At 58.3% G+C, this 22,718-nt stretch carries 27 protein-coding genes; all 27 read right to left on the bottom strand.

The window, feature by feature from the left end; all coding sequences use genetic code 11:
- Nucleotides 1–11: 11 nt before the first annotated feature.
- Nucleotides 12–1,058, bottom strand: a complete 1,047-nt coding sequence (locus RJT68_RS09830) for a hypothetical protein (protein WP_407040178.1) — start codon at nucleotides 1,056–1,058, stop codon at nucleotides 12–14.
- Between the two features lie 3 nt (nucleotides 1,059–1,061).
- On the bottom strand, nucleotides 1,062–1,601 hold the full coding sequence (locus RJT68_RS09835) for a hypothetical protein (RefSeq protein WP_407040179.1): 540 nt from the start codon (nucleotides 1,599–1,601) through the stop codon (nucleotides 1,062–1,064).
- A 94-nt stretch (nucleotides 1,602–1,695) separates the two neighbouring features.
- A complete protein-coding gene (locus tag RJT68_RS09840) occupies nucleotides 1,696–2,922 on the bottom strand; it encodes a baseplate J/gp47 family protein (RefSeq protein ID WP_407040180.1) in 1,227 nt (408 codons plus the stop codon).
- A 1-nt stretch (nucleotide 2,923) separates the two neighbouring features.
- The gene (locus tag RJT68_RS09845; RefSeq protein WP_407040181.1) at nucleotides 2,924–3,244 is read right to left on the bottom strand and encodes a hypothetical protein; all 321 of its coding nucleotides are present in this window, start codon (nucleotides 3,242–3,244) and stop codon (nucleotides 2,924–2,926) included.
- On the bottom strand, nucleotides 3,241–3,588 hold the full coding sequence (locus tag RJT68_RS09850) for a hypothetical protein (protein WP_407040182.1): 348 nt from the start codon (nucleotides 3,586–3,588) through the stop codon (nucleotides 3,241–3,243). The genes RJT68_RS09845 and RJT68_RS09850 overlap by 4 nt, the downstream gene beginning before the upstream one ends.
- A 138-nt stretch (nucleotides 3,589–3,726) precedes the next feature.
- The gene (locus RJT68_RS09855) at nucleotides 3,727–5,145 is read right to left on the bottom strand and encodes a hypothetical protein (protein WP_407040183.1); all 1,419 of its coding nucleotides are present in this window, start codon (nucleotides 5,143–5,145) and stop codon (nucleotides 3,727–3,729) included.
- On the bottom strand, nucleotides 5,142–5,675 hold the full coding sequence (locus RJT68_RS09860) for a hypothetical protein (protein WP_407040184.1): 534 nt from the start codon (nucleotides 5,673–5,675) through the stop codon (nucleotides 5,142–5,144). Before RJT68_RS09860 ends, RJT68_RS09855 begins: the two co-directional genes overlap by 4 nt.
- Complete coding sequence (locus RJT68_RS09865; protein WP_407040185.1) at nucleotides 5,672–7,492, bottom strand: hypothetical protein; 1,821 nt, start codon at nucleotides 7,490–7,492, stop codon at nucleotides 5,672–5,674. Before RJT68_RS09865 ends, RJT68_RS09860 begins: the two co-directional genes overlap by 4 nt.
- A gap of 245 nt (nucleotides 7,493–7,737) precedes the next feature.
- Nucleotides 7,738–8,220, bottom strand: coding sequence for a hypothetical protein (locus RJT68_RS09870; RefSeq protein WP_407040186.1), 483 nt, complete (start codon nucleotides 8,218–8,220; stop codon nucleotides 7,738–7,740).
- Between the two features lie 53 nt (nucleotides 8,221–8,273).
- The gene (locus RJT68_RS09875; RefSeq protein WP_407040187.1) at nucleotides 8,274–8,696 is read right to left on the bottom strand and encodes a hypothetical protein; all 423 of its coding nucleotides are present in this window, start codon (nucleotides 8,694–8,696) and stop codon (nucleotides 8,274–8,276) included.
- 62 nt (nucleotides 8,697–8,758) lie between these two features.
- Nucleotides 8,759–10,033, bottom strand: coding sequence for a phage tail sheath subtilisin-like domain-containing protein (locus tag RJT68_RS09880; RefSeq protein ID WP_407040188.1), 1,275 nt, complete (start codon nucleotides 10,031–10,033; stop codon nucleotides 8,759–8,761).
- A 42-nt stretch (nucleotides 10,034–10,075) separates the two neighbouring features.
- Nucleotides 10,076–10,627 carry a hypothetical protein gene (locus tag RJT68_RS09885; protein ID WP_407040189.1) on the bottom strand — a complete coding sequence of 184 codons (552 nt, stop codon included), beginning with the start codon at nucleotides 10,625–10,627 and terminating at the stop codon, nucleotides 10,076–10,078.
- The gene (locus tag RJT68_RS09890) at nucleotides 10,624–10,830 is read right to left on the bottom strand and encodes a hypothetical protein (RefSeq protein WP_407040190.1); all 207 of its coding nucleotides are present in this window, start codon (nucleotides 10,828–10,830) and stop codon (nucleotides 10,624–10,626) included. Before RJT68_RS09890 ends, RJT68_RS09885 begins: the two co-directional genes overlap by 4 nt.
- Before the next feature lie 2 nt (nucleotides 10,831–10,832).
- Nucleotides 10,833–10,991, bottom strand: a complete 159-nt coding sequence (locus tag RJT68_RS09895) for a hypothetical protein (protein ID WP_407040191.1) — start codon at nucleotides 10,989–10,991, stop codon at nucleotides 10,833–10,835.
- On the bottom strand, nucleotides 10,988–12,325 hold the full coding sequence (locus tag RJT68_RS09900; protein WP_407040192.1) for a hypothetical protein: 1,338 nt from the start codon (nucleotides 12,323–12,325) through the stop codon (nucleotides 10,988–10,990). Before RJT68_RS09900 ends, RJT68_RS09895 begins: the two co-directional genes overlap by 4 nt.
- Before the next feature lie 12 nt (nucleotides 12,326–12,337).
- A complete protein-coding gene (locus RJT68_RS09905) occupies nucleotides 12,338–12,754 on the bottom strand; it encodes a hypothetical protein (protein ID WP_407040193.1) in 417 nt (138 codons plus the stop codon).
- Nucleotides 12,751–13,116 (bottom strand): hypothetical protein, encoded by a 366-nt coding sequence (locus RJT68_RS09910; RefSeq protein ID WP_407040194.1) that lies wholly within the window; start codon nucleotides 13,114–13,116, stop codon nucleotides 12,751–12,753. Before RJT68_RS09910 ends, RJT68_RS09905 begins: the two co-directional genes overlap by 4 nt.
- 101 nt (nucleotides 13,117–13,217) lie before the next feature.
- Nucleotides 13,218–14,153, bottom strand: a complete 936-nt coding sequence (locus RJT68_RS09915; RefSeq protein ID WP_407040195.1) for a phage major capsid protein — start codon at nucleotides 14,151–14,153, stop codon at nucleotides 13,218–13,220.
- A 47-nt stretch (nucleotides 14,154–14,200) separates the two neighbouring features.
- Nucleotides 14,201–14,656: a hypothetical protein gene (locus RJT68_RS09920; protein ID WP_407040196.1), complete on the bottom strand. Its 456-nt coding sequence runs from the start codon at nucleotides 14,654–14,656 to the stop codon at nucleotides 14,201–14,203.
- 23 nt (nucleotides 14,657–14,679) lie between these two features.
- Nucleotides 14,680–15,165: a hypothetical protein gene (locus RJT68_RS09925; RefSeq protein ID WP_407040197.1), complete on the bottom strand. Its 486-nt coding sequence runs from the start codon at nucleotides 15,163–15,165 to the stop codon at nucleotides 14,680–14,682.
- Between the two features lie 7 nt (nucleotides 15,166–15,172).
- Nucleotides 15,173–15,823 carry a hypothetical protein gene (locus RJT68_RS09930; RefSeq protein WP_407040198.1) on the bottom strand — a complete coding sequence of 217 codons (651 nt, stop codon included), beginning with the start codon at nucleotides 15,821–15,823 and terminating at the stop codon, nucleotides 15,173–15,175.
- Between the two features lie 10 nt (nucleotides 15,824–15,833).
- On the bottom strand, nucleotides 15,834–16,091 hold the full coding sequence (locus tag RJT68_RS09935) for a hypothetical protein (protein WP_407040199.1): 258 nt from the start codon (nucleotides 16,089–16,091) through the stop codon (nucleotides 15,834–15,836).
- Nucleotides 16,092–16,097: 6 nt separating this feature from the next.
- A complete protein-coding gene (locus RJT68_RS09940; RefSeq protein ID WP_407040200.1) occupies nucleotides 16,098–17,510 on the bottom strand; it encodes a phage portal protein family protein in 1,413 nt (470 codons plus the stop codon).
- Nucleotides 17,511–17,526: 16 nt separating this feature from the next.
- Nucleotides 17,527–19,239: a terminase large subunit domain-containing protein gene (locus RJT68_RS09945; RefSeq protein ID WP_407040201.1), complete on the bottom strand. Its 1,713-nt coding sequence runs from the start codon at nucleotides 19,237–19,239 to the stop codon at nucleotides 17,527–17,529.
- Entirely contained in the window at nucleotides 19,232–19,432 is a 201-nt protein-coding gene (locus RJT68_RS09950) for a hypothetical protein (RefSeq protein ID WP_407040202.1), read from the bottom strand. Before RJT68_RS09950 ends, RJT68_RS09945 begins: the two co-directional genes overlap by 8 nt.
- On the bottom strand, nucleotides 19,429–19,755 hold the full coding sequence (locus RJT68_RS09955; RefSeq protein WP_407040203.1) for a hypothetical protein: 327 nt from the start codon (nucleotides 19,753–19,755) through the stop codon (nucleotides 19,429–19,431). The genes RJT68_RS09950 and RJT68_RS09955 overlap by 4 nt, the downstream gene beginning before the upstream one ends.
- A gap of 6 nt (nucleotides 19,756–19,761) precedes the next feature.
- Entirely contained in the window at nucleotides 19,762–22,707 is a 2,946-nt protein-coding gene (locus RJT68_RS09960; RefSeq protein ID WP_407040204.1) for a hypothetical protein, read from the bottom strand.
- Between the last annotated feature and the right edge of the window lie 11 nt (nucleotides 22,708–22,718).

The raw sequence follows: 22,718 nt of genomic DNA on the forward strand, positions 1-22,718 counted from the left end.
AGATAGTTAGATCACTCTTCGTCGCCGCCGCTGCCACCATCGCTGCCGCTGTCATACGTCACATCCTGTCCAATCGCGAGTGCGTACTCGGTCCACTCCTCGAGATCCGTCGTGTCGGGAGCAACGACCGCGTAGTACCACTGCGGGGGCACGATGAACGGCGTCCCGAGGTGGAAGTCCGAGTTGTCAGAGTAGAGATCCCAAAGGATCAGATCGTTCTGCTCGACGGTCGGGCTGATCTGGATCTGGTAGACTGCACGGCCAGAAACCGCAGCGTAGACGATGATCGGGTGATCCGTGCTGTTCTGATACCACGTACTCAGGCTGCGGCTAATATCGCCCTCGGACATGATCCACGGGCCGCCGCCGCTAACCTCGTTCGACAGGTCAACGTACTCCTTCGTCACCGCGTGCTTGTCGTGGGTGATGGGACCGTCGATGAAGACCTGCGGCGTAATGACTCGATCTTCATTCAACAGGATGCCCTCGTGCTGAATGTCACCGGTCACGATGCCGCCACCGAGAGGCAGCGCACCCGTTTGGCTCGCCGTGACGTTGTGCGGATTGTCGTTGTCTGCGAGGTGGTCGTTGACTCCTTCTGTGACGTTGTTGTGGGCCGAAACGAGCGCAGCAAAATCATCATCGCTCGGCGCACCGACCTGATCGTGCGTCACCTCGTGCGGGTTATTCGTGTCCGCCTTGTGGTCGTCAATCTCGTCACGGACTGGCTGTAAGTCGGCCTCCGTCTCCGCTACATCGGATCGGAACGCGACCTCGCGCCATCCGTCGTAATCCTCGTCGAAGATTGCCAGTCGCCCGTTATCGGAACGCCAGCACAACTCTCCGTCTTCTGGGCTACCGGGATAGCTCGTTCCCGATCCTGACTCGAGACGCTTGTTCGTTAGCGAGATCAGGTGATCGAGATCCTTCTGCGCGTTGTAGTTGAAGAAGTTGTCCCACGCATCGACGGGCTGCTCGCCCTCTACGTAGTTGTAGCCATCCGGGTATTCGGACCCGATACTACCCCAAGTCTTGAGATTAGAACTGTAGTCTGCCATATTTTATTCGAGATAGCCAGCGTACGTGCCGCCGTTCCCCTTCGGTTCGCCGTCCTCGTCGAGTCCGTCGTACCCGAACTCTGGGTCGTTTTCATCGAGATCGTAGTCCTCGGGCGTTCTGTACGTGAACGTCCCGCTGACACTCGTCTCGGTTCGATACCCCGCCGCAACGTTGTCGTTGACAATCTGCGCCAACTCCCCCGCGTTCAGACCGAGTTCCTCGATCGCGCTGGCCGGTGCGAAGATCAGAATCGTCCCTCGGTCGTCCTCCATTTCGCGGTAGTCGACCCGCTCAACGTCAACGTCCAAAATCCGGGCGATAGCGTAGAGAAGATCACCGATCGTCCCCTCGCCGGACATGAGCGCGAAGCGAGCGAACGTACGAGCGCGATACCTCCCCACGGGTTCATCCGTTTGCGGCGGAAGGCCCACCATCTTCGCCAGCTCGAACAGCTGATCGACAGTCTGGGCGTTCCGCACACTCGTCGCGTCCTCGACCAGATCAATATCCTCCTCGAAACCATCGATCGAGTGGCCGATCACGTCGAGCAGCGCGTAGTTCGGGCTGTCGGGATCGTTAGGGATGTACGAGGGAAGCTCGTGAACCAACTGATCGCCGCTCTTGCTGGCCTCTGGCTTACTCATGGTTGATCGTAATTGAGTCGTCAACTGCGCTGATCAGCGCACGCTCGTTGTAGTCCATCGTGATGTTCGACGTTCCTTCCGGCGGCTCAGAGGTGTCCACCTTCAGGTCGGTCACGTCGTAGACACCGCGAACGCTACGGATCGCGTACTCGACCTTCCCGAACAGAACATCCTCGCCCACGTCCACTTCACCGGGAACTTCGTGTTCGCTCGTGAGCGTTCCGCCGATGTAGGACGTGATCGAGTCCCTCACCGCGTCATCGCCCTCGTATTCGTCCGTCGTCTCGATCGTAGCCTCAACGTAGATCGGCACCGGGATCGGACGCGAGAACTTCACATCGTACGTCTGGCCGTTCGGAAGGCGGCTCTCAACTTCGACCAGATCGCCGTTGACGCCACCCCACGAGGTGTCACCAGCTGCTTTCTTCTCGAGGATCATGTCGCCAATGTCCTGATCCTCACCACCGTCGACGACCAACTCAAACGAGTGAGCCGGAAGGCCGCCCTCGTCAGTGTGGTCGACGTTCGTATCGTTGATGAAGATCCCGACGCTGCGAACCCCGTCGACGCTCCGAATGCCCGTGACGAGTGCGGGTGCCGTAGACGCGGAGCCTTCCGCTAAGTCTTCCTTGGCACGCTCGCGAAGCTCGTCATCTGACTCCTCATCGCGTCCCCCTGAGGTCCCCTCCTCGTTCGTAACAGAATCGACCCCGATCGGGGGCGACGGCATGACGGTGATCGTGTTCGAACCCACGTTGCCCTCCACGCCGCCGTAGAGCGCCCGTATCGGAACCGTGACCTCCGTCTCACCTTCGGGTATCTGGCCGCTCTCCATCGTCAGGAAGCGCACCGGCTCGATCCCCTCTGTCTGGACGAGCGTCCCACGGGGAATCGAATAATCCGTGGTAGCGGGGCTGTTCCTCGAGAACGTTACCTCGCCCTCGGCCCGCTGTGCCTCGCGACGGGGAACGCCGATCAGCGCCGTCAGCAGATCCAGTGCCTGCCCCTCGGCGTAGTCGATCTGTGCCGAACTTAGAACGAGGCCGATGTGTTCTTGCGCTTCCGCAAGCCGATTCGCGACCGGCTGGTAGAAGAGACGAAAGACTGCCAGCTGCTCGTCATTCAGATCCTCCCCGAAATACTCCTTCGCGTCCTCGAGCAGTGCCTCGATAATGTCGTCACTGCTCTCCGGTTGAAAATGTCCATCTACGATAGTCATACTAAGATACAGTCAAGTCAAAAGTTTCGCCAGTGAGATAGATGATAGAAACATCAATCGCATCAACGGCATCCTCGCTCGGAGAGACGACGACGGAAGAGATCGAGTCGATTCGGCCATGCGCTCGAGCAACGCGCTCGATTTGCAGCTCAATGCTTCGCAGAACGCTCGGGCTGTTGAACTCGCCGATCTCCTCGTAGAGATACGCAGTCAACCAGATCCGAAGAGATTGCTCGAACTGCTCGCGACCATCAACGATTTCGAGGTCGTTCCTCGGCCCGATGACGATCTCGAGATTCTCGTCTAATTGAATATCCTTCATTCAGCCCTCGTCTTGTCCGTATATTCGGGAATTACATCCGTGACGTTCCCGTCGCTGTCTTTCTGTACATCTAACTCCGTGATTAGCGGAACGCCGCCCTCTCCGAGAGCGATTGTGTCGCCGTCGACGTGAACCGTCCCGCTGGCCGTAACGTGAACATCGTAGCTCCCGCCGGATCGCTGCACGCGAATCTCGGTATCGTCGTCGAACTTGAAGCAGAAGTCGCCTTCCGCTAACGAATCCGGCATCTCGAACGTGGGCGGACTGTGTGGGAACCGGGCAACGAACTCCCGATCCGTCTCCGCAACCTCAACAATGTCCCCCTCTCGAGGAACGATCCACATACCGGAGGCGGGCGTCAAGAAGCGCATCATCCTCCCTTCGCTTCGTGGCGTCAATGCGACGTTCACGAAAATGTCTGAAGAGCGCTCATCGACTGAAACAGACGTGATCCTACCTAACTGAACCATAACACCTCACCCTCACCAGAACGGCCACCAATTGTCGTCAGCATTCCCGTCAAAGACCCACCAGCCGTCGTCGTCTTCCTCTTCTTCCTCCTGCCAGTAGTCGTCAACCGATCTGTACACGTCGAGGTTCTGCCGATCGACCATGTACGACTTCGACTCTATCCCGACCGGAACGCCACCAAGCGATACCGTGACCTGCCAACCAACTCGAGTATTGATCTGGTGGTGGATCTCGTTGATGACGAAGTGGCCGCCATCAACGTCGCGACGACAGTGTTCGCCGATCCGCTGCGAGACGATGATCGAGTCACCAATACTCAGCTTCACCAGACCGGCGTTGCGTTCCGAAGCGAGTCCGTTGAACACGATATTGCCATTTTTGTAGCTGGCGTACTCGTTCACCAAGGTCGTTCGAACGAACTTCTCAAGCGCTTCCTGTGAGCGGATGCGGAGCGGCTCATCGAACGCGAGTACCTCGTCTCCGTCGTTGACCCACGCCTCGGCCTCGGGGTAGAGATTCGCCGTGAAGCGCCCGTTGTCGTCCGGGTACAGGTGAGACGACCCCTTCGCCACAACGCGGTTGATGTGGCTATGGCCCTGCGTAACGTTGTACTCCCGAATCGTGAATTGGTCCCTGTCCGGGTCGCCGTAAATACCGATGATCTCGTTGTACGTCAGCTCCGGGAGGCCGATCCATAACTTTCCGTCTTCTTTGACCCACGCCGTGAGTCCGAACTCACCGCAGACGGTCATTAGTGCCTCCAGCAACGGCGTGTTCTCGAATGTGAACCCACCCTCGTAGTTCGGGGTGTCGATCCCCGGCGTGAGATCGAGGATCTGCTCACCAGCCCAGACCGTCGCTGATTCGAACGCTCGAGCGATTTTCGCACGATACCGATCATCGCCCGAGTACTGCTCATGGAGCGTCTCCCCGTCCATATCGAAGTTGTAAATGTCGGAGATCACCTGCCGGTTGCTCCTCGAGACTTCATCCTCGAGTCCTTCCTCGACGAAGTGAAGCCCGGTGATCGCCCGGTGCGGATCATCAAGCTCCCGCCAGATCGTGCGGATCGCGACGTTCGGCGTAACGGAGTCCCACGTCTTCGTGATCGTGCCCCGATTGAACAGGTGCAGGGGATCTTCAAGCGTGATCGTCGCCTGCTCCTCACCCTGCACGATGTTCATCTCCTCGGGATCGAAGATGTAGCGCCCCTGCGTTACACCGCCAATGGATAGCAGAACCGGCTCGTATTCCAGATTCTCCTCGTCGTGCCGATCGGAGAGAAGATACGCCGCCTCGGTCGAGATCGTGGCTCGAGCGTGAATGAACCGATCTCGCTCAATTCGAATGTCGACCTCGTAGACGCGAAGAACAACTCCAGTCCGAAGGAACCGTAGTTCAACCCCGTTCTGGAAATTGCAGCTCGTCATGACGAGTTAAGATGTGAAGAAACCGCGTCGTCCATATCCGAAGCAATCGACTGCATGATGCCGCCGACCGTTCCGCGTCCACGTCCATCATGAACGATTCCGTTCCCGGCGAATCGGAGATGTTCGGCCTCGTCTTCGCCAGTGCTGACCAAATCGAGCGTGTATCCCCAGAGGTAGTCGCCGCTTCGTGGGTCCCACCCAACAGGGCCTTCGTAGTCGCCTTGTACGACCCGAATTTTCCCGGACCAGCCCGGAGTACTGAGATCGGCAACGTCGTTGTGATCGAGGACCCGCTCGAACGATCCAAGTTCCGAGTGGAGGATCGTTCCGGTAACGTGTACCTCGCGGTTCTTTGCGTGAACCTCGAACACGTCCTCGAGTCCGCAGAAGTTCGCGTGCCGAACGAGATTCCGCTCCTTCGCTATCTGAATCCGGTCAGGGACGTACGTCGGCGCGAAGTAGACACCGTTGCCACGAATGCGAAACGGAAGGCCGCGCTGACCCGGAATCGAGTCTCGCTGAATCGTCATTTCGGCATCTCCGTGTTTTCTTCAATTCCCCGCTCCTGTCGGTACAGTCCGGGGAAGTCGTCCTTCAGCCGGTTCTGCGTCTCGCGGTCGTAGCTTCCGTAGACGTTAATCGTCGTTCCGCCAGCCGCACCAGCACCAGAACCGTAGGAACCGTACCCTCCGCCGTAGCCACCGTATCCACCGTAGGAGCTTCCGCCAGCTCCACCCGTATCGGGTGCAGCAGAATCGATCGCGTTCGCGGCAGCGATACCAGCACCCACAGCGAGTGCAGCACCGCCGAGCGTCACCAGACCGAGAAGGAGCGCCTTCGCTTTCGACGCCGCGATAACCGCAGCTGCGTACGCATACATGGCACCGGCAGCAGAGGCCAACGGGCCGATCAGTGCGGCGATTGCGGAACCAACGCCCATCGCCTTCATGATCGCCAGCGCCTTGATCGTCTGCGCCAGCACGTACAGGAAGCCGGTCATCGTGATGATCGTCGCAGTGATCCCGGCAACCCACTTGTTAGTGAATATCTCCGCAATGCGGCTCAGTAGATCAGCGACCGGTTGGAGGACCGAGAACAGGAAGGCCCACAGCATGAAGATCCTGTAGATGAGGATCAACAGGGACTTCCCGACAGAGAGGACCGAGAGGATCGCCTCTTGGTTGTCGTATAGCTCTTCAACGAGCCATTCGAAGAAGTCGAGCGCCTTCGTACCCATCAGGCCCCCAAACCGCGCCGTAATCTGCGAGATTTGAGGCTGAAGTTCAACCATCTTGGTGAGCAGGTCGTTGACCCAATTGACGACGCCCTGCCCGTGGCTCTTCAGCGCCGGGATGTACACCGCGAGCCGCTGGAAACCTTCAGTGAGCGCCCCAAGCGCGTGAGGGGCACGCTTCAGGAACTCGTCCATGAACGGCGCGAACGTCCTCGAAACTGGCTTGAAGACATTGAACAGCTCACGTCCGAAGAGGCGCAGCCGGACCTGTGCTAAGTGTAACGAGTCCGCTGGGTTCTCACCGAAGCCCAGCAGCCCGAAGATTCCGATCCCGGCACCAGCACCGATCGTCGCACCGATCGAAGCGACGGCACCAGCTAACGCGGTGTAGAACGTCGCCATGAACGGCATGAGGAACGCGAAGAGATCCTGCGCCATCTGCCCCTTCGGGATCAGCCAGCGCTTCGCCGCGCCACCAATATCGTTGAACGACGCCAGTGTATTGTCGACCGCCTCGTAACGCCGTCGTCGGTTACGGCTTGTGATGAAGCCATCAAGAACCGACTGCGGCATCATGGAGTCAAACAGCGGACTGCGATTCCGGGCACGCTGTCGTTCACGCTCTCGAGCTGCCGCCGCAATCGCACTGGTGTCCCCCAGATCGTAGTCTCTCGCGGATCGGGGTCCAGCCCCTTCGTACTCTCTGGCCCGCTGTGTCGATTCGTGAATACTCTGGAGGAAACTACTACTCGCCGCGCTTCCGCGAACTCCGAAGTTCTGCTCTCGCAGGTTCTTCAGCTTTCGTGCAGCCCTGTCGAGCTGCTTATCGTGAACGACGACGCGGATCGATTCCGTTCCACCGAGTGCTTTCTTCTTCGCCAGCGCCTCGTCGAGTTCTCGTTCCCCGAAGACCTTCAGGAGCGTCTCGATCACGTCGTCGATCGACTCCATCGAGAGCTTCAGCCGGTCAACGTCGCTCGTTCCCTTGATCTTGAACTCGGGACTGATGACCTTCTTCCCGATCTTGTCGAGCTGCTTGTCTAACCGCTCGAGCGTCGTAGAGAAGTTGTCGACGAGGTTGACGGTGACTCTAACTTGATTCTTGTTCGCCATCTGATCCTACGTTAACAAAAGTTGTTGTTTCGCCGCCACCGCCACCCACACCGCTCCCTGCTGGCCCGAGGGTGTTCTTGATCGGACCCGTGCCCGTTCCGGCACCGGCACCGGAACCAGCCATCGCCTGCTCGTGTTCCTCTTGCTCCTTCGCTATCGATAGCTCGAGAACGAACCGTTGCAGTGGGGTCAGTTCAGCCTGCGTTCTGGCTAACGGAACGCCCGCCTTCGTGGAGATCAGGTATCTACCGATCCCTGAACCCGTTTCTACGAAAGCGCTCAGCGTCCCGGATGTTGCCCGCGAGATCGAGAACTTCGCCGCCAAGCTCGACGGAGTAGCCACCGACCATGTTATCGACCATCCAGTCGACTTCCTCCTGTGAGTGGCCCATCGACTCGCCGTCGACCCCGAGCTTCGCAGCCTTCTGCATGAGCTTCACGAAGTCCTCATCGAATTGCGAAACATCGATGGGAGCGCCCTCACCACCCTCCGCTTCCGCATCCTCTTTCGCTTCGCGAATCTGTTCAACCGCTTCCTCCTCGTCGATGTTGAGAAGTTCCTGCATCAGCGCCGTGATCGGCAGGAACTCAGCGTCGACGAGGGGGCGGAGAACGACCTCCACAGTCTCGCCGAACATTTCAAATTCGTGAGTGTGGCGGTAGTCCTTTCCGCGAACCACCATGTCCATCAGCGTCGATCGGCTCTTTTCAGTAGTTTCGTCAGTCATGATAAATTAGAGAGGGAGAGGGGAAGGAGCGGGAGTCGGGTAGTCAGTAGAGTCTATTCTTCGCTGCCAGAAGCCGCGTCGGACGGGTTGGTGTCCTCGTCCTTCGACATGGCAACGAACTCGAAGCTCGTCTCGGTCGTCTCACCGGACGTAACCTCGTAGCCCTGACTCGTCACCAGAACCTTGTCGTACGACGTAGAGTCGCCGTCAAGGTGCGTGATGACAATCGAAGCAATCACGACCGGGACCCCATTCGAGTCGAAGAACTTCTTCTCGAGGTCCTTCTTCCGGCCCTTGATCGTCATGTTCCCGCTGTACTCGATGCGGTTGATCGCGAAGCCGGACGGAATGATGTTGCCCGCTCCGTAGATCGTCTCAATTTCAATGTCCTTCGTGACACTGAGCTGTTCAACCGGTATCTGTTCCTCACCGACGTTCACGCGAATGTCCGCCGCTGATTCAGTCCTGTCAACCATAGAAGATTAAAGAAGGTTCTGCAAACTGCTCGTAGATCGCTCAGAAGTGCCGGAAGCGGGCCTTACTCGACCTGCCCGGCAGTGACCGTCGCCCGGATGTTGCGGAGCGGCTTGATCGTCTCAATGCCGACGTTAACCCGCGCTTCCATCGCGTCGATCGGCTCAACCTCGACGGTGTAGCCGACGATCGCACTGAGCGAGAGGAGATCCTTCAGCTCAGACTTGATGTTGCCACGAAGGGCGTTTCGGGCCGCCTGCGTGTGCAGCTCGCCGATAAACATGTCGGCGTTCTCGTTCGTGATGACCGCCACGTAGTCGGTGACGAGACGCGAGATACCCTGCTGGAACTCGTACTCGTCTGGGTTTTCCGGCGAAACCGTGGTCACGTCGTCCATGACGAGCGCACCCGCACGTTCGCTCTTGATCGGGTTCACGCGCTCCTCAACGAGCGCTTCCATCTCTTCGCGGCTCAGCGAGTGGTAGAGGCGGTCCTGCCCAGAGAGACGCTTCTTCATCGGGCTGGCGTTCATGCCAAGACCCGCTCGAAGCCCGACGTACGACCCGATCATACTCTCGCCGTCCGCGTTCCGCATCGGGTACTGGAGCTGGATACGGGACGAGTCGAACGGGTTCTCGTAGCTGAACACGTCCTCGAGATGGGACGTAGCGCCCGCGATAGCGATAGCGAAGTCGCCCTTCGACTCCATGTCCTTCACCACGTCGTGCAGGTAGGACGCGACCTCCTCGCTCTCCGGCAATATGCCGATGAAGTCGAGAATGTCACCCTCCTCGTCGACCAGTGCGTCGATCGCTCCCTCGTAGTCGAGCGCAATGTAGGAAGCCGTCCCCTCGACCGAGCCACTCGCATCGAGGTGATACGTGCCATCGACCGGGTTAACCAGCACTTCGTTCTCGGAAGGCGACAGCGACTCCGGTTCCTCGAGAACGACCGTCGTGGTGAGCGTCGTTCCGCCAACTTCGAAGGTAATGTCGTCGGGATCTTCCGAGAGGGGAGCCTCGCTGAGCGTTCCCGTCGATCCCATCACGTCGTCGCTGGCGTCGATCTCGTCAGGGGCAATCGCGTAGACTGGGAAGGCACCCTCGCTGAGTGCATCGGCAACGTTGATCGCCAGTGGGCTGTCACGACCGAAGAGAGCAGCCGCAGTAGGCGCGTTCGTGATCCGGTGAACCTCGTTGGGTTCGGCGGTCCCTTCCGCAAAGTCGGCCTGTCCGATTAGACCAGCTTCGCCGGGAGAACCGACGTTAACGCCGACAGAGCGGGAACTCTGAACGGTAAGCTGTACTCCGGGTAGTCGAGTATTTCCAATAGTAACCATATTAGAGATTAGAGAGAAACTGCGGAGATTGCGGAAGGCCGCCTACTCCGCGTCAACGTGGCGCTCGATCTCTTCGAACGCCGAAACGTCTTCGTTGGTGTATTCCTTCACGTAGCGGAATCGCACCGTCTGGTCGGTCCTGAACCAGTTGGGTTCTTCAGTCGGGACGGACTGAGAGGTGCCGTCTCCGACCTGCCACTCGAACGTATCCGCGTGGAATTGCTCGGGGCGATATTCGAACGGGAGAAATGCCTGATGAACCAGATCGACCAGCTCGTCCCGCCCTTCCTCGCCCCAATGGGGTTCATCGGCTTGGCGGGTCGCGCTGTCGTCGTACGTCATGCACCAGAGATCCAACCGCACCTCAAAGTATGCGTGCAGCACTTCCCCGACTGCTACGCCGTCCTCGTTCCGCAGAACGCCAGCGAAGGGAACATTCCCCTCTAAGCGCTCGAGACGGCGAGTGGACCACGAGACGATGACACAAGGAAGCTCCATGAACTCCCCACCGCCCTCTGTTCGGACGTGAACGTCGTCGGGTAGTGCTTCAGAAAGGACCTCAATCGTTCGCCGAATCGCCTCTTTTTCGTTCACGTACCACCCCCGAACTCAGATTTTAGATGGACCCCAATGTGGTCCGAGACAGTAGACGCCGCGTTCCGCTCCATCCAGATCGTCGCATGATCCATGTAGCCGATCCCCTCGAGTCCTTCGCGCTTGATCTTCTCCTGAAGTCGGAACGCAGCGTCGATTACCTTGGGGTCGTAGTTGCTGAGATTAACAGTTTGATTCGTCATAGTTAGTCAGTCCAGTCCCAACTCGCGTAGAGGTCGGGATAGTGGAGCTTGATTAGTTCCGCGTACTCCTCGTCATGCTTCGCACGCTGCTCGATGTAGGGATCGTGACCCTCTCGTAGCCAATTCCAGCCCTCGTCGGAGTTGTCCTGTGGTTCAGTCATCCTATGATCCTGTTTACCCGGTTGATCCACGACTCTTCGGTAAACCCCGTCTCGTGGTGAAGACCGCGCCCAATGAACGCATTCTGCCAGTCCAACAGACGGGATTGGCCCGCTGGTGTCGTCACCTGTACATCCATCCGATCCATCATCGAGACGATCCGAGCGAAGGCGTGCAGCTGCTTGTCGGTCAGCGCATCGAACCCACTACTCTCGATCTCGTCGAGGATCGGACCAAGCTCGTCCAGATAGGGACCGGCCCGATCCATCATCGGGAGGAACACTTCGTCACGCCCAACCGTGTACGAATCCCCGCCTCGAACGTGGACCTCGAACTCGTGTTGCTGGCCCGTATGGAAGAGGCCATCCACGAATAACGTTACGTCGGAGTCGACATTCTTGTCCTGTGAGATCACCAGCCCGCGAGAGAACTCGTGAGCTATCTCCTCCTTCGTAGAGAAGTTCTCGAGGGCGTTCGTGCTGATCTGCCACTCGTCGTCTCCAGCGTAGTTGAATATCTGAGCGCCCAACTCGGCGGTGTGGTGCGTCAGGCCCCGGTGGAGCCGTATATTGCCGTCCTCGTCGACGTTCAGATGTTCCCGAGCGTATTCGTTCGAAAGCTCGTGGAAGACGCGCATGGCGTCGATCTCGCTCTCTCGTATATCTCCGTCGTAGTCAGCACGGGGCGTCCCATCGAGGCCGAACGCACGCTTCGAGAGATGGGAGTACTTCGCAACCCGATCGTTCGGAGTGCTGCTCCCCTTCCACGAAATAGCAGCGTGTCGGATCTCGTCCACTGCGTTCCCATCGAGATCGTCGTGGCGAGCAGTGTGGAACAGGAGATTCTGCATCTCCTTGAGATTCGGAGCGTTACCCTCGAGATCAGCAAACGAGAATCGCTTCTGAATCTCCTCGGCGATTTCCTCGTAGCGCTGCTGTCGTTCGCTAACCCGGAGCGCCCGGCGTTCCGAGAACTCAGTACCTCCCAGAAGCCCCGAACTGAATGTCCACTTCTCCAAGATCCACGGAATCAGTGCCGCAATTGGCGGCCCTCGCTTCGTGTACGTCGCTCCCTCCTCGACGGGGGCAGCGTGTTCGGAGATGTTCCGCAGAACGAGCCAGCGGCCTTTTGGAGCCTTGTGGTTCTGTGGTTCGAAGCTGTTGATTAGTTCGCGCTTCCAGATACGCCCCTTGGCGCGAATCCGGTCCTGTGCAACGTCCTCGCCCGTCTCGAGAATTTCGTATCCCGCATCGCGCATCCCGTCCTTGATCGAGGACTTGATCCGCTTGGGGACGCGATTCTTCTCAACAGAGACAGAGAACTTCAGCTTGTCCATCAACCACCCCCGCTATCCCTGCTCGACGAGGCGTTGCAACTGGCCGTGTAAGTGCGTCGGACGGGGAACGAGCGTTTCAACCTCCCAGAGTTGCTTCTCGGCGTTCGGATTCTTGGGATACTGCGGAAGGCCCCACTCGATTACATCTGTCTCTTGAACCACCGAGTCGGCTCGAAAGAGGATGTGTGGTTCCCACTTCACTCGTTCGCCAAAGCGGGCCTCAATGCGTTCCGGTCGTGCTCCACCGGGAGATCGACCGGGGAAATATACGATCGCGTCTTCCTCGCCAACGAAGATCGTCTCCGCTAGAGACTTCCCGTACGAATCGGTATCGCCCAGATCCACCTCTCGGTAAACCTTGACCGGTTCAGCAGTCCTCTCGAAGATCAGGTTCACCGTCTTGACCCGCGCATCGATAATCTTCGTCACGGTGAACCACCGTAGGTGCGATTCGCTCGGTTAACCCGACCGATCCCCATACCGGCAGATTGCCCGCGAAGCATCCCGATGTGGGTGTCCAGCTTTTCGTACCAGACACGGGATATATCTCGAACGGGTAGCTGGTGGATCTTGATCTCGCCGACGTTGAAGTCCAGACCCTCGAGTTCGCCCATGTGGATCTTGCAGAACAGGCAGACCGTCCAGAAGAGGGCGCGTTCCGCAGCCGGATACTGCTTATCGTAGAAGTCCGGTATCTCGAGGCCCGATTCAGCGCGAACCTCGTGCTTTCCCATCTGCACGAGTTCCCGCATCGTCTCGTCGTCAATGACGTTCTCAGTGTAGTACGTCATCGACCGAACCTCGATAATGAGTTCTGTATCGCTATTAGCCATGTGTACGAAAATGCGAAATTATCTGCCTATTCCTCCCACAAGTTGCGGAAGCGGGCCGATCAGGCGAGATCGGTCATGTTGAACTTGACGCCAGCGAGCGGGTCAGCGATGACCGCGCCGTAGCGAACCGACCCGTAGCTGCCGAGCAGCTGGCCGGGATCGCCAACGGGACCGCCGTACTCCCCCTGCGTGAGCTGGACGGGGCGGGCCTCGTGGAAGTAGATCGGCTTCTCATCGCCAGCAATGACGTGAACTTCGTCGTCGGTGAGCCACGCGGTCTGCATAAGGTAGACACCATCGACGCGCATCGTGGTGTCCGGGAGCGCGGTGCTGACCAGCCCCTCAGCCTCGGGGATGAGGTACTGGGCGTCGTAGGCCAGCTCGTCGACGAACTCAGCAGCCATGTCGCTGCTCATGAGCGCGATGGTGGGGCGCTTGCCGTGGTGTCGCAGCTCCTTGTTCGCCTCGCGGATGTGAGCCGTCGCGGTGTGCGCGGACTCGTCATCGAAGAGGTGGCCGGTGTCCTCGAAGACGTGGTTGTGGCTGCGGTCGAACTCGTAGCCACCGTAGTTCTCGGGGTCGAACCAGAGGTTGCTGCCGTCAGCCCACCCGTTCTTCACAATGTCGAAGAGAACTTCGTGTTCCTTCTGGAGAGCGCCCTTGACGAGCGTCTCGAACTGGCGGCGAACAATGTCAGCCGTGTTGTCCTCGATGAACTCCTGAGAGAAGCCGAGCGAGCGCCCGTACTTCTTGACCGAGAACGCCATCTCGGTGGACTCGAGTCGCCCGGTGCGGGCGTGTTCGCCCTCAGCGAGTTCCTCCCACGTCATGTCGCCAGTGTGGACGCGGAACGTGCGCTCAGTGACAGTCTGAGCCAGAAGTTCGCGGAGAGGCCGTTCCGCTTCGTTGAACAGGTCGATCTCAGCAACGGCGTCCAGCAGAAGGTCAGAGAGCGGAACGTCGTCCTTGGTAGTGATTTCGCGGTAGATAGCCATAGAAATGTCTAAGAATTTATGTTATCGCAGAGTAGTCGTCAGTCAGATCAGGCCGTCTCGTCCGAAGGCTGAACGGCCAGCATGATGCGGTCCTCAGTCAGCGCAACGCCGACAATCTGCACGAGGCCCGACGCGGGGCGGTCCTGCGTGTAGCCGCCATCTTCGCCGAGGTAGACGACTTCACCGGGGACGAAGCCCCAGTCACCGTCGCCGTTCTCGACTTCGACGCCGTACGCAATTGTGGACACGCGGTCGCGACCGACGAGAGCGCGGTTCGCCTCGATGACGAGCTTGACCTCATCCTCCTGATAGTCGTCGAGGGAGGTCGCCGGGGTCAGGCACGCACCTAGGGCCATCTGGCCCGACGCGGCATCGGCTTTGACCATCTCGCCGTCCGAGTTGATGCCAACGAGGTCGCCCTCGCGCATCGTCTCGCCAGCGACAGCGGCGTGGCGGTTGATAGGCTGTTCAGCACCAGCAGTAGCAATTCCAACGTTAACCATTGTAGTAGAAAGTTATCAGATATTCAGAGGGAGAGGCCGCCGACGTTGCTCAGACGGGCGCGGGCGGCTTCCTTGCGGGATTCAACCGCGTCAGCGGAGAACTTCGGGGCCTTGGCAGGCTTCTCAGCGAAGACCGATTCCTCGGCTTCCTCGTCGGCCTCCTCGTCGGCATCGTCAGTCTCGGGCGCTTCCGCGAACTCGGCAGCGGCCTCATCGGCGCGACCGGCCATCTCGACCAGCTCGCCCATCGAGAAGCGCTCAGCGAGCAGCTCCTCGGAGATGTTGGTGACTTCCGACGCCTTCGCCGAGAAGTACGCCTTCGCTTCATCGAGGTCGCTCTCCAGCTCCTCGATCTTTTCAGAATACTCAGCCGCCTGTTCCGCCTGCTCCTGAAGCTCGGAGAACTCCGCGATGTTCTCCTCGTGCGCTTCCATGACCTGCGAGAAGGTTTCTCGGAGGTCGGCTTCGCTCATCTCCTCGATCGGAGTTTCAAGTTCGATCTTCTTCATAGATAGATTAGATTTCTGTAAATCGTGCCCGACTGGTGCCCTTCAGATGTGACACCGGGGCGTCGTTGGCTTCCGCATCTGGTTCGTTGAACACTCCAGCTTCTCTGGCCGCCTCCGCAAACTGCGGGGATAACCCGCCGTCGCTGCCGTATCCGGCAGGGAAGGGTGTCAGCGAGAACTCTACCAACGTCGCGTCAACGAACTCGGGTTCACCCGCGTCGTTGCGCTCGATCCGGTAGTCGTTCCCGAACCCGACAGAGCCGTCATTGATCGCTGGAGGTTCGTGGGTGAAGTCGGCAATTACGTCCGACCGGACGCTGTTGCCGGTGTTCGGAACGTGGCCCAGAACCCGAAGGAACCCGTCCGCGAAGCGCACGTCCTTCAGATAGCCGACGTTCGCTAACTGGCCCTGAGAGTGGTCCAACTGTATCGGGATCGGCTCCGAGAAGTTCCCGGCTACTCGGGTCAGAAACTCGTCGGTGACGCGAATCCCCTTGCGAACACCCGGCTCCATCGCCGCGAAAATCACGTCAATGGAACCGTCTTCGTACTCCTTGACGCCGTAGCGGTTGAATCCGTCAGGCCGCTTCAGCGATTCGGGAAGTGAAAACGAGACGCTGAAAGCCAGCTCCTCGTTGATCGGTAGTTGCTTGCTCATTTCATCGTGGTTAAAACTTCAGAATGCTCCCGAGACGTTCGAAGACCGTTACAACAGCAGCTCCAACCGCAAACAGGCCGCCGGAGAGAATGACCGTGTGTCGATCTACCCGGCTCTCCAGTTGGGTGAGCCGTTCATCGCGAACCTTCGATTCATCAACGTAGCGTTCGGATAGCTTCTCGAGGTTCTGCTCGATTAGTTTCGTACGTTCTTCGGTTCGGGCCGTATTCTGAAGGATCTCATAGATCACTTCATCATCGGCGTCCATAGCTCGCTACTCGTTTGATATGTCCCGCTGCTTGCGACCGTCACTCGAGTCCCGTTCGGGATTCTGTCGTGACTTTACTTCGCGTCCAGCGGACTCGGCCCCGCTTCCCGTGTCAGTTGGTCGTCCCCCGTTCGGGTTCTGAATGTTATCGCCAGCGCCACGCAACTGTTGCAGAAGCGCCACAATCTCAGCCAACTCACTTTCGTCAGGAAGCTCTATCTCGGGGTCAATGCCAACGCGCTGCGCGAAGGCTTCACGGGTAAGGAACCCTTCATTGAAGAGCTTGATCGCCGAGTCGATCTCGAGGCGGCCCTCGTCGGAGGAGTGTTCCCCGAACTCGAAGTCCGGGGGTAACTCGTTGTAGTCCTCCGGGTTCGGGTGGCCGAGAATCGAGACGAAGATTTGGTAGCGGATCGCGTTCTTGATGATGGAACGGTATCGCTGGATACGCCGATCGAACTTCGGCATCAGCGTGATCGAGTCGTTCCGCCCGACGTCGGCGTCCATATTCAGTAAGAACGCAGGAACCCCGATCCCCGACGCAATGCGCTTCTGCAAGTGCGCGAAGGTACTGTCGAGATTCAGAACGCCCGACTGACTCGTGGTACTCGAGACACCGACAACCTCGTGGTCAACGTCGTGGCCGACCGCGAGCATGGACTCCGGCTCAATTTGCTCAACGGTATCCAGCCAGTTCTCGATCTGCTCTTGGTTCCAAGGCCGTTCCTCGGTCCCGCACTTCCAGAGAACCGGTGGGTACGCCTTCGTCGAGATGAACCGAGCAAGGTCGATCTCCATGTCGCGCAGGAAATTCGCCTGCTCCTCGATCCGCTCGATCAACGAGTGACCGAAGTCCTCGCCGGGGTGGTAATGGAAGCGAAGAACCGCAATATCGTACGGATCGAACGAAATGTCGTCGGCGCTACCTTCAGTTTCCAGAAGATACTCCTCGACGACACCGTACTCATCCGTTTGGATCTTCATCCGCTCCGTGGGGAGCAACTTCGGCTTGAATACGTCGTCTTCTACGACGATCTCGAGGAAGGCTGTTCCGTCAACGAGAGCGTGCCATACCCACTCGTACAGCACCGTCTCGAACTCGGAAGTCTCAACGAGCAGCTTAAACTGAGCAATATCCTCGTCCGTCTGTTCCTGCTCTGTGAAGGGAATATTCGCGGGCTTGATCGAGAACCCCGACCCCACGAGGTAGTCGACCAGTGTGTCGATCGCTTCCCCAACGTGAGGGTCCATGTCGGCGATGAGCCGATAGTCCTCGATCTTCTCCTGCGGAGGCTCACTGACTTCAGGCCGACCACTAACACCGCTCGGGCGCTTGATGACGGCACGCGGCTGTTCGAGCATGAAGCCGAGCCGTCCATCGTTGGCCCGCCTCATCAGGGCCGCTTTAACGTCACTCATTTGTTAGATAGATAGATTAGAACCGCGACCGCCGCCGAGCGTATCGCGGGGTGTACGACCGCCGAGTCCCACGGGAAACACCACGAGAGCCGTATGCGACTTTCGCGGGCGGGGGATCGGCGGGCTGCTTCTCTTGTTCTTCAAACGCTTCCGTTCCATAGGGCGCAACCACGCCCTCACCGCCGATCGGAGCCGGATCTCGAGTGACCATCTCTCGAGCTGGCTCCACGGAGAGGCCGGGTGGGAACGCTCCCAGAACGCACGCCATCGCAACGTCGTCCTTTCCCGACTCGGAGTGATCCTTCCCCGAGTACCTCGGCTTCTGGCCGTCGTGCTTCTGTTCCTTGACGATCGAGAGGAATTGGTCGTACATCTCCTCGTCCTTGAGGAGAGTCACGTTGTCGTTGCGAAGGGCGGCGTTCATGTCGCCCATCATCTCGTTCACCGCGTCCTTATCGGAGAAGTTGAACCCGATCACACCGCGACCGAGCTTCTCCTCGATGATCCGCTGGAACGTCTCACCGGGACCCGTCTTGTCGAGGATCACGTAGTCGACCCCCATCGCAGAGTAAATCTGTGCAATCCGGTGAGCAACGTGAACGGCGTTACCCCGATCTGGATTCGGAACGCCCGCTTCCGCAAGCACGTCGTTCGTAATCTTCTCGAGATACCGCTGATCCCGTTTCTCGCCCAAGTGATCGAAGACGGTGACAACGGTATCGTCATGATCGATCCCAATGTCAACGCCCATCGTTCGCATGACACCCGGCAGCTTCGGCGTATAGAGGCCGAACTGGTAATCCGGGGCCTGCGAACGTTCCTGAGCGCGAACGACCGATTCCTCGTTGAAGAACCGATAACTGTCATCGATCGGGCGGCAGAGGTACTCTTGAGCGAACCCCTGCGGGTCCTTCACCCGATCCTCCTCGACCTTCTCAATGTTCAGATCCGGTCGAACCGGGATCACCTCCTGCTCGAGCAGGCTCACCTCCACGTCGATCTCGTCTGCGTTCGCGAACGACGGCTGTTTGATCGAGATCGTCCCGATCTTATTGCAGTTCTCGTCGTAGCCCGTCTCCGTTCCACGGGCATGGTTCCGCATGAAGAGGTCGTTCTTCGCTAACGGCGTGGAAACCTCGACCATGAGGCCCTGCGTACCAAGAGAAACGAACGGACTGAACGCCCGACTCGTCGCCTCTTGGTCCTCAAGGAACGCCATCTCATCGATGAAGACCGTCTTCGCGGAATCGTCACCACGAGCGCCTTCTGGGTTCCCGGTGTATGCCTTGTACCTCGTGCCGTTCCAGAGAACGATTTCTGACTGCGTTGGGGTCTTGGCGAACGGGATCTCGATCTTCGCGTTCTCGAAGAGGATCTTCAGATCTCGAATGCGAGCCTGTGCCTGCTCTTCCTTACTCGAGACGATCGGGAAGAAGCTATTGGGGTTGATTAGCCCGTCAATCGCCTCACAGACGATGATAATGAACGAGACGCCGATTCGCCGCCCCTTGTAGATGTTCAGCGTAGATGCATCGCCGTAGAAATAGGCGTGCATAATCTTCGGCTGGTATGGCCTGAAGAGCGTCAGATCGCGGACCTCGCCTGTATCGAGGTCCTTTACGCGGAAGAGATCCTCGGCGATACGATCGGGCCGCCCCCGCCATCGATCGCGAATTTCCTCTTCCGACACGCCCGCCTCTTCAGCGAACTGAGCCACTATCTCATTCATTTTCACCCAGAGAGACAATATCGTCAATCGACGCCCGAATCCAGCAGGTATCGCGGTTGTACCCGTTTCCTTCCCACCGGATGATGAGGCCGGACGCCTTCCCGCCTCGAGTCATCTTGTAGTTTGAGACGTTTTTCGGGTTAGCTACCCCCTCACCGGGACCAGCACGGGAGTAGTCGGCGGGTTTGTTCATACGCCGATCCCGTCCACGACGTAGATTGAGAGATACCCACTATTCGGAAACGTCTCAACCGATCCATCTTCGAAGGTGACGTGCCACTCACCACGGAAGATGCCCGGCCTCGCGGTATCCTCTGGCTTCCATTCGTAGACAACGACGCCATCTTCCTCCGGTTCAACGAACGCGGAGCTGTTGATGTGAACCTCACCGTGTTCGTCTCGAACGCGCAGCTCGACTGTGGCGTCAGTAAGATCGATCGGTAGACCAGAGCCGTCTCGAAGCGTTGCCTCGAGAGCCGGTGAGGTGTCTCCCTGTTTGATTGTAAACGTAGACATGATATTCTACCGCCGTTTTTGCACGTCGATGCTATTCTTGCTGTTCACGACTTCGAGGCCCGTGTGCAGATCGCCCGCCCGGACCCGTCGCGCTGTAATCAGCTTGTAGGCCCGGATAGGCGTTACCGAAGCGCTTACGATGCCTGCTTGAACCGCTTCGAAGTACTTCCGGTCGCCCTCCAGCGGGATCGCGACAACGCTTGTCGGCTCGTCTGCCACACCGAGGACTTCCATGAAGCCGATCGCTCCCAACGAGTCTGACTCGGCCTCGATCTGGCCGCCTTCCGCGAACGAAGCCGCAAATCCATCGGCGGAGAGCGCGTCAGATACCGAATGTGTGGCCGAAACCACTGAAATTGCCCCAGATTCGCCAGCTGGGGCGGAAATCGTTGAACTTGTGGGGACTATCGAACCCGATCCAAGCGTATTTGTTGCGGAAGCGGGCCGTTCCAACGCCGAAACTACGTGAATCGGCCCAACTTCAGCGACTAAATCCCGCTCAATTACGGGGATAGACGCCGAAGAGTGGGCGGAAGCGGGCTGTGCGGACGCCACAAGGAAGAAATCTGTACTGGCGTAGGCGTTCCCCGGTTCCGCAACCAACTCGATCAGCGTTGCACCAGATACGGCTGTCGTCTCCGAAGTGCCAGTAGTGGCTGACGACTCACCAGAGGCCACAGCAGCGCCTGAGAGCGCTTCCGTGATTCCCCGAATGTTCTCGGTCGGGGAAGCCTCTGAAGCTGTTACAGCGGGTGAGAGAGTCACCTCGACCGAGAATGTCGCCTCGAGGGGACCCGTCGACGCTGTAACCGGTGACGAGAAGCCGCCAACTGCACTGCTCTCCTGATCCGTCAGGAGAACCTTTGCGCCTCCCGCATTTTCGCCGAATGCGAGATACTCATCGTCGGGCGACCACGAGACGGTGAACGCGCTCGTGCCATCTGTATCACAAACCTGTTCCAGTGACCAGTCGTCGGTATTTATGACGTATACTTCGCCGTCCAGAGATGCGATTGCGAGGTATTCGTCATTGTGGGAGAACGCCAGCGTACGGTCAGATGAACCCGAAGGGGCCTCAGATCCATACCCGGTTATCGTTATGTTTTCCCACGTATTCGTGTCAACAACACGAATGTTGTGCTTCATGTTCGCCATCGCGAGCATCCCACTGTCGTTTGACCACGCAATTCCACGACAGTCATCGGCCAGTGAGAAGCCTTGTGCGAGGCTCCAATCGCCTACATTGTAGACTCTGACGCTGTTTCCTCGAGTGCCGTATACGAACCAGTTCCCGTTTGGGGAGAAGCCGACCGTCTCGACCGTCGAACTCGTATCGGAGATGGTGTGTACGACGCTCCAGTCGTCCGTGTCGTAGATGTGAACCTCTCCGTTCCCACCGGCACCTTCGCCGAAGGCGAACAAGCTACCATCTGGAGAGAAGGAACTCGAATAGACGCTGCCTTCCGCAACCGTTGAGAACTTCTCTTCCCAACCGAACGTTCCGGGTCCGTAGACGTAGACCTCTCCGCCCCACGCGGTATACGCGATGTGTGATCCGTCTTGTGAGAACGTCGCTGATGCGATTAGGGTTCCATCCACGGATGGGAACGTAACGCCACGAACCCAATCCTTCGTGCGACCACCATTCGTGTAGAGCGCGAGCTGCTTATTTCCGTTATGCGTGGCTGCCAGATACTCGCCGTCAGGTGAGAACTCGACGACACGAACATTACCGGAACCGATCGTCGTGATCTCGCCCCAATGTTTATCGAACAGGATTTTCAGCTCGGCTGCGTCCTCGACTTCCCGCGTTAGCTGAATGGTCTGGTACTCATGTTCGAACGCTCCAAGCGTCGTGTGAACTCGACCGAGAATTTCGCCGTCTCCGTCTACAATGTCGAGAGAGGCTGTACCCGTTGATCCACCCGTATTCGTGACGTTGACTGTAACGAGGTGGCCGTCAGCAGCAACGATAGTGCCCTCAAAGTGGGGATCACTACCGTCACCCTGAATCGAATAGGTTCCAGTATCGAACGAGACATTGGCCTCGTCGATCGTACGCTGTATCGGGATTGCGTATCCGTAGGAACTCCCGCCAGCGAAGTGCATCCCGAAGGGGTGCAGAACCTCGCTGTCTACATCGACGACACCGACCAGCTTACCACTGTCACCGGACTCACTGAATTTGGCGTCCCCGTTCCGATACTGGTAGACGCCTACCACGTCCGTTCCACTGATCGGAACCGTAACATCAACCGCAACAAGCTCCGTGTTTCCTATCCCGGTCGTGATGCCGGAACCCACGATTAAGTCATCGAAACTTGGCTCGCGAATCGAGCCGGGCACACCGAATCCGAGTACATGATTCGTGAAAAGATTCGGATCGTCCAGCTTGACGACCGCCCAATCGGATTCGATGGTTCCGCTCCAGTCGCTCGCCTTGGTAACTTCTCCGATGATGTTATCCGAGGAGGCAGTCGACGGCTGATAGACCGGGTTTCCGATCAGCTTGGAGCCATCGTCACCTTCATCGAAAAGATCATCGTCGACGACGTGGCGACAGGTAAGAATCGCGGGATCTCCGTTCGAATCGCGTACTCCGAGGGTGAGAGTACCCCCCGGCCCCGATTCTCGAGCAACCCGAATGCCACCGATTAGTGGTTCGATTTTGTTGCGCCGAGTATCTGAAACGCTGTCGTACGTAGGAATCTCTGTCTCGAGTACGTCAATATCGATTCCATTGATCTCGTCGGGGATCTGCTCCGTTTCCTCGAGATCGCTCTCGTCGACCTTCTCTTTAACGTTGACAATGATCGCGGGCGTATCCGTTCGCTTCCCATCAACGATCCGGTAGCCGATCCCCGTCGACCAAACGTTGGGGAATGACTCGATGAACTCGCGGATCTCGGGAAGATCGCGCCGCTCGAGAAGCTCTTGAATTTCAGATTCCATAGAAAGACCGC

Origin of the sequence: Halovalidus salilacus (assembly GCF_031852275.1) — an archaeon.
Classification (GTDB): domain Archaea; phylum Halobacteriota; class Halobacteria; order Halobacteriales; family Natrialbaceae; genus Halovalidus; species Halovalidus salilacus.

What these genes read in the sequence shown, in the direction of transcription:
- RJT68_RS09930 (WP_407040198.1), bottom strand. Translation starts at nt 15,823, where the DNA reads ATGAGCAAGCAACTACCGATCAACGAGGAGCTGGCTTTCAGCGTCTCG.
- RJT68_RS09945 (WP_407040201.1), bottom strand. Translation starts at nt 19,239, where the DNA reads ATGAATGAGATAGTGGCTCAGTTCGCTGAAGAGGCGGGCGTGTCGGAA.
- RJT68_RS09950 (WP_407040202.1), bottom strand. Translation starts at nt 19,432, where the DNA reads ATGAACAAACCCGCCGACTACTCCCGTGCTGGTCCCGGTGAGGGGGTA.
- RJT68_RS09960 (WP_407040204.1), bottom strand. Translation starts at nt 22,707, where the DNA reads ATGGAATCTGAAATTCAAGAGCTTCTCGAGCGGCGCGATCTTCCCGAG.
- RJT68_RS09940 (WP_407040200.1), bottom strand. Translation starts at nt 17,510, where the DNA reads ATGAGTGACGTTAAAGCGGCCCTGATGAGGCGGGCCAACGATGGACGG.
- RJT68_RS09915 (WP_407040195.1), bottom strand. Translation starts at nt 14,153, where the DNA reads ATGGCTATCTACCGCGAAATCACTACCAAGGACGACGTTCCGCTCTCT.
- RJT68_RS09875 (WP_407040187.1), bottom strand. Translation starts at nt 8,696, where the DNA reads ATGGTTGACAGGACTGAATCAGCGGCGGACATTCGCGTGAACGTCGGT.
- RJT68_RS09935 (WP_407040199.1), bottom strand. Translation starts at nt 16,091, where the DNA reads ATGGACGCCGATGATGAAGTGATCTATGAGATCCTTCAGAATACGGCC.
- RJT68_RS09920 (WP_407040196.1), bottom strand. Translation starts at nt 14,656, where the DNA reads ATGGTTAACGTTGGAATTGCTACTGCTGGTGCTGAACAGCCTATCAAC.
- RJT68_RS09890 (WP_407040190.1), bottom strand. Translation starts at nt 10,830, where the DNA reads ATGACGAATCAAACTGTTAATCTCAGCAACTACGACCCCAAGGTAATC.
- RJT68_RS09870 (WP_407040186.1), bottom strand. Translation starts at nt 8,220, where the DNA reads ATGACTGACGAAACTACTGAAAAGAGCCGATCGACGCTGATGGACATG.
- RJT68_RS09910 (WP_407040194.1), bottom strand. Translation starts at nt 13,116, where the DNA reads ATGACGTACTACACTGAGAACGTCATTGACGACGAGACGATGCGGGAA.
- RJT68_RS09895 (WP_407040191.1), bottom strand. Translation starts at nt 10,991, where the DNA reads ATGACTGAACCACAGGACAACTCCGACGAGGGCTGGAATTGGCTACGA.
- RJT68_RS09925 (WP_407040197.1), bottom strand. Translation starts at nt 15,165, where the DNA reads ATGAAGAAGATCGAACTTGAAACTCCGATCGAGGAGATGAGCGAAGCC.
- RJT68_RS09860 (WP_407040184.1), bottom strand. Translation starts at nt 5,675, where the DNA reads ATGACGATTCAGCGAGACTCGATTCCGGGTCAGCGCGGCCTTCCGTTT.
- RJT68_RS09845 (WP_407040181.1), bottom strand. Translation starts at nt 3,244, where the DNA reads ATGAAGGATATTCAATTAGACGAGAATCTCGAGATCGTCATCGGGCCG.
- RJT68_RS09840 (WP_407040180.1), bottom strand. Translation starts at nt 2,922, where the DNA reads ATGACTATCGTAGATGGACATTTTCAACCGGAGAGCAGTGACGACATT.
- RJT68_RS09900 (WP_407040192.1), bottom strand. Translation starts at nt 12,325, where the DNA reads ATGGACAAGCTGAAGTTCTCTGTCTCTGTTGAGAAGAATCGCGTCCCC.
- RJT68_RS09830 (WP_407040178.1), bottom strand. Translation starts at nt 1,058, where the DNA reads ATGGCAGACTACAGTTCTAATCTCAAGACTTGGGGTAGTATCGGGTCC.
- RJT68_RS09880 (WP_407040188.1), bottom strand. Translation starts at nt 10,033, where the DNA reads ATGGTTACTATTGGAAATACTCGACTACCCGGAGTACAGCTTACCGTT.
- RJT68_RS09850 (WP_407040182.1), bottom strand. Translation starts at nt 3,588, where the DNA reads ATGTGGATCGTTCCTCGAGAGGGGGACATTGTTGAGGTTGCGGAGACG.
- RJT68_RS09865 (WP_407040185.1), bottom strand. Translation starts at nt 7,492, where the DNA reads ATGGCGAACAAGAATCAAGTTAGAGTCACCGTCAACCTCGTCGACAAC.
- RJT68_RS09955 (WP_407040203.1), bottom strand. Translation starts at nt 19,755, where the DNA reads ATGTCTACGTTTACAATCAAACAGGGAGACACCTCACCGGCTCTCGAG.
- RJT68_RS09855 (WP_407040183.1), bottom strand. Translation starts at nt 5,145, where the DNA reads ATGACGAGCTGCAATTTCCAGAACGGGGTTGAACTACGGTTCCTTCGG.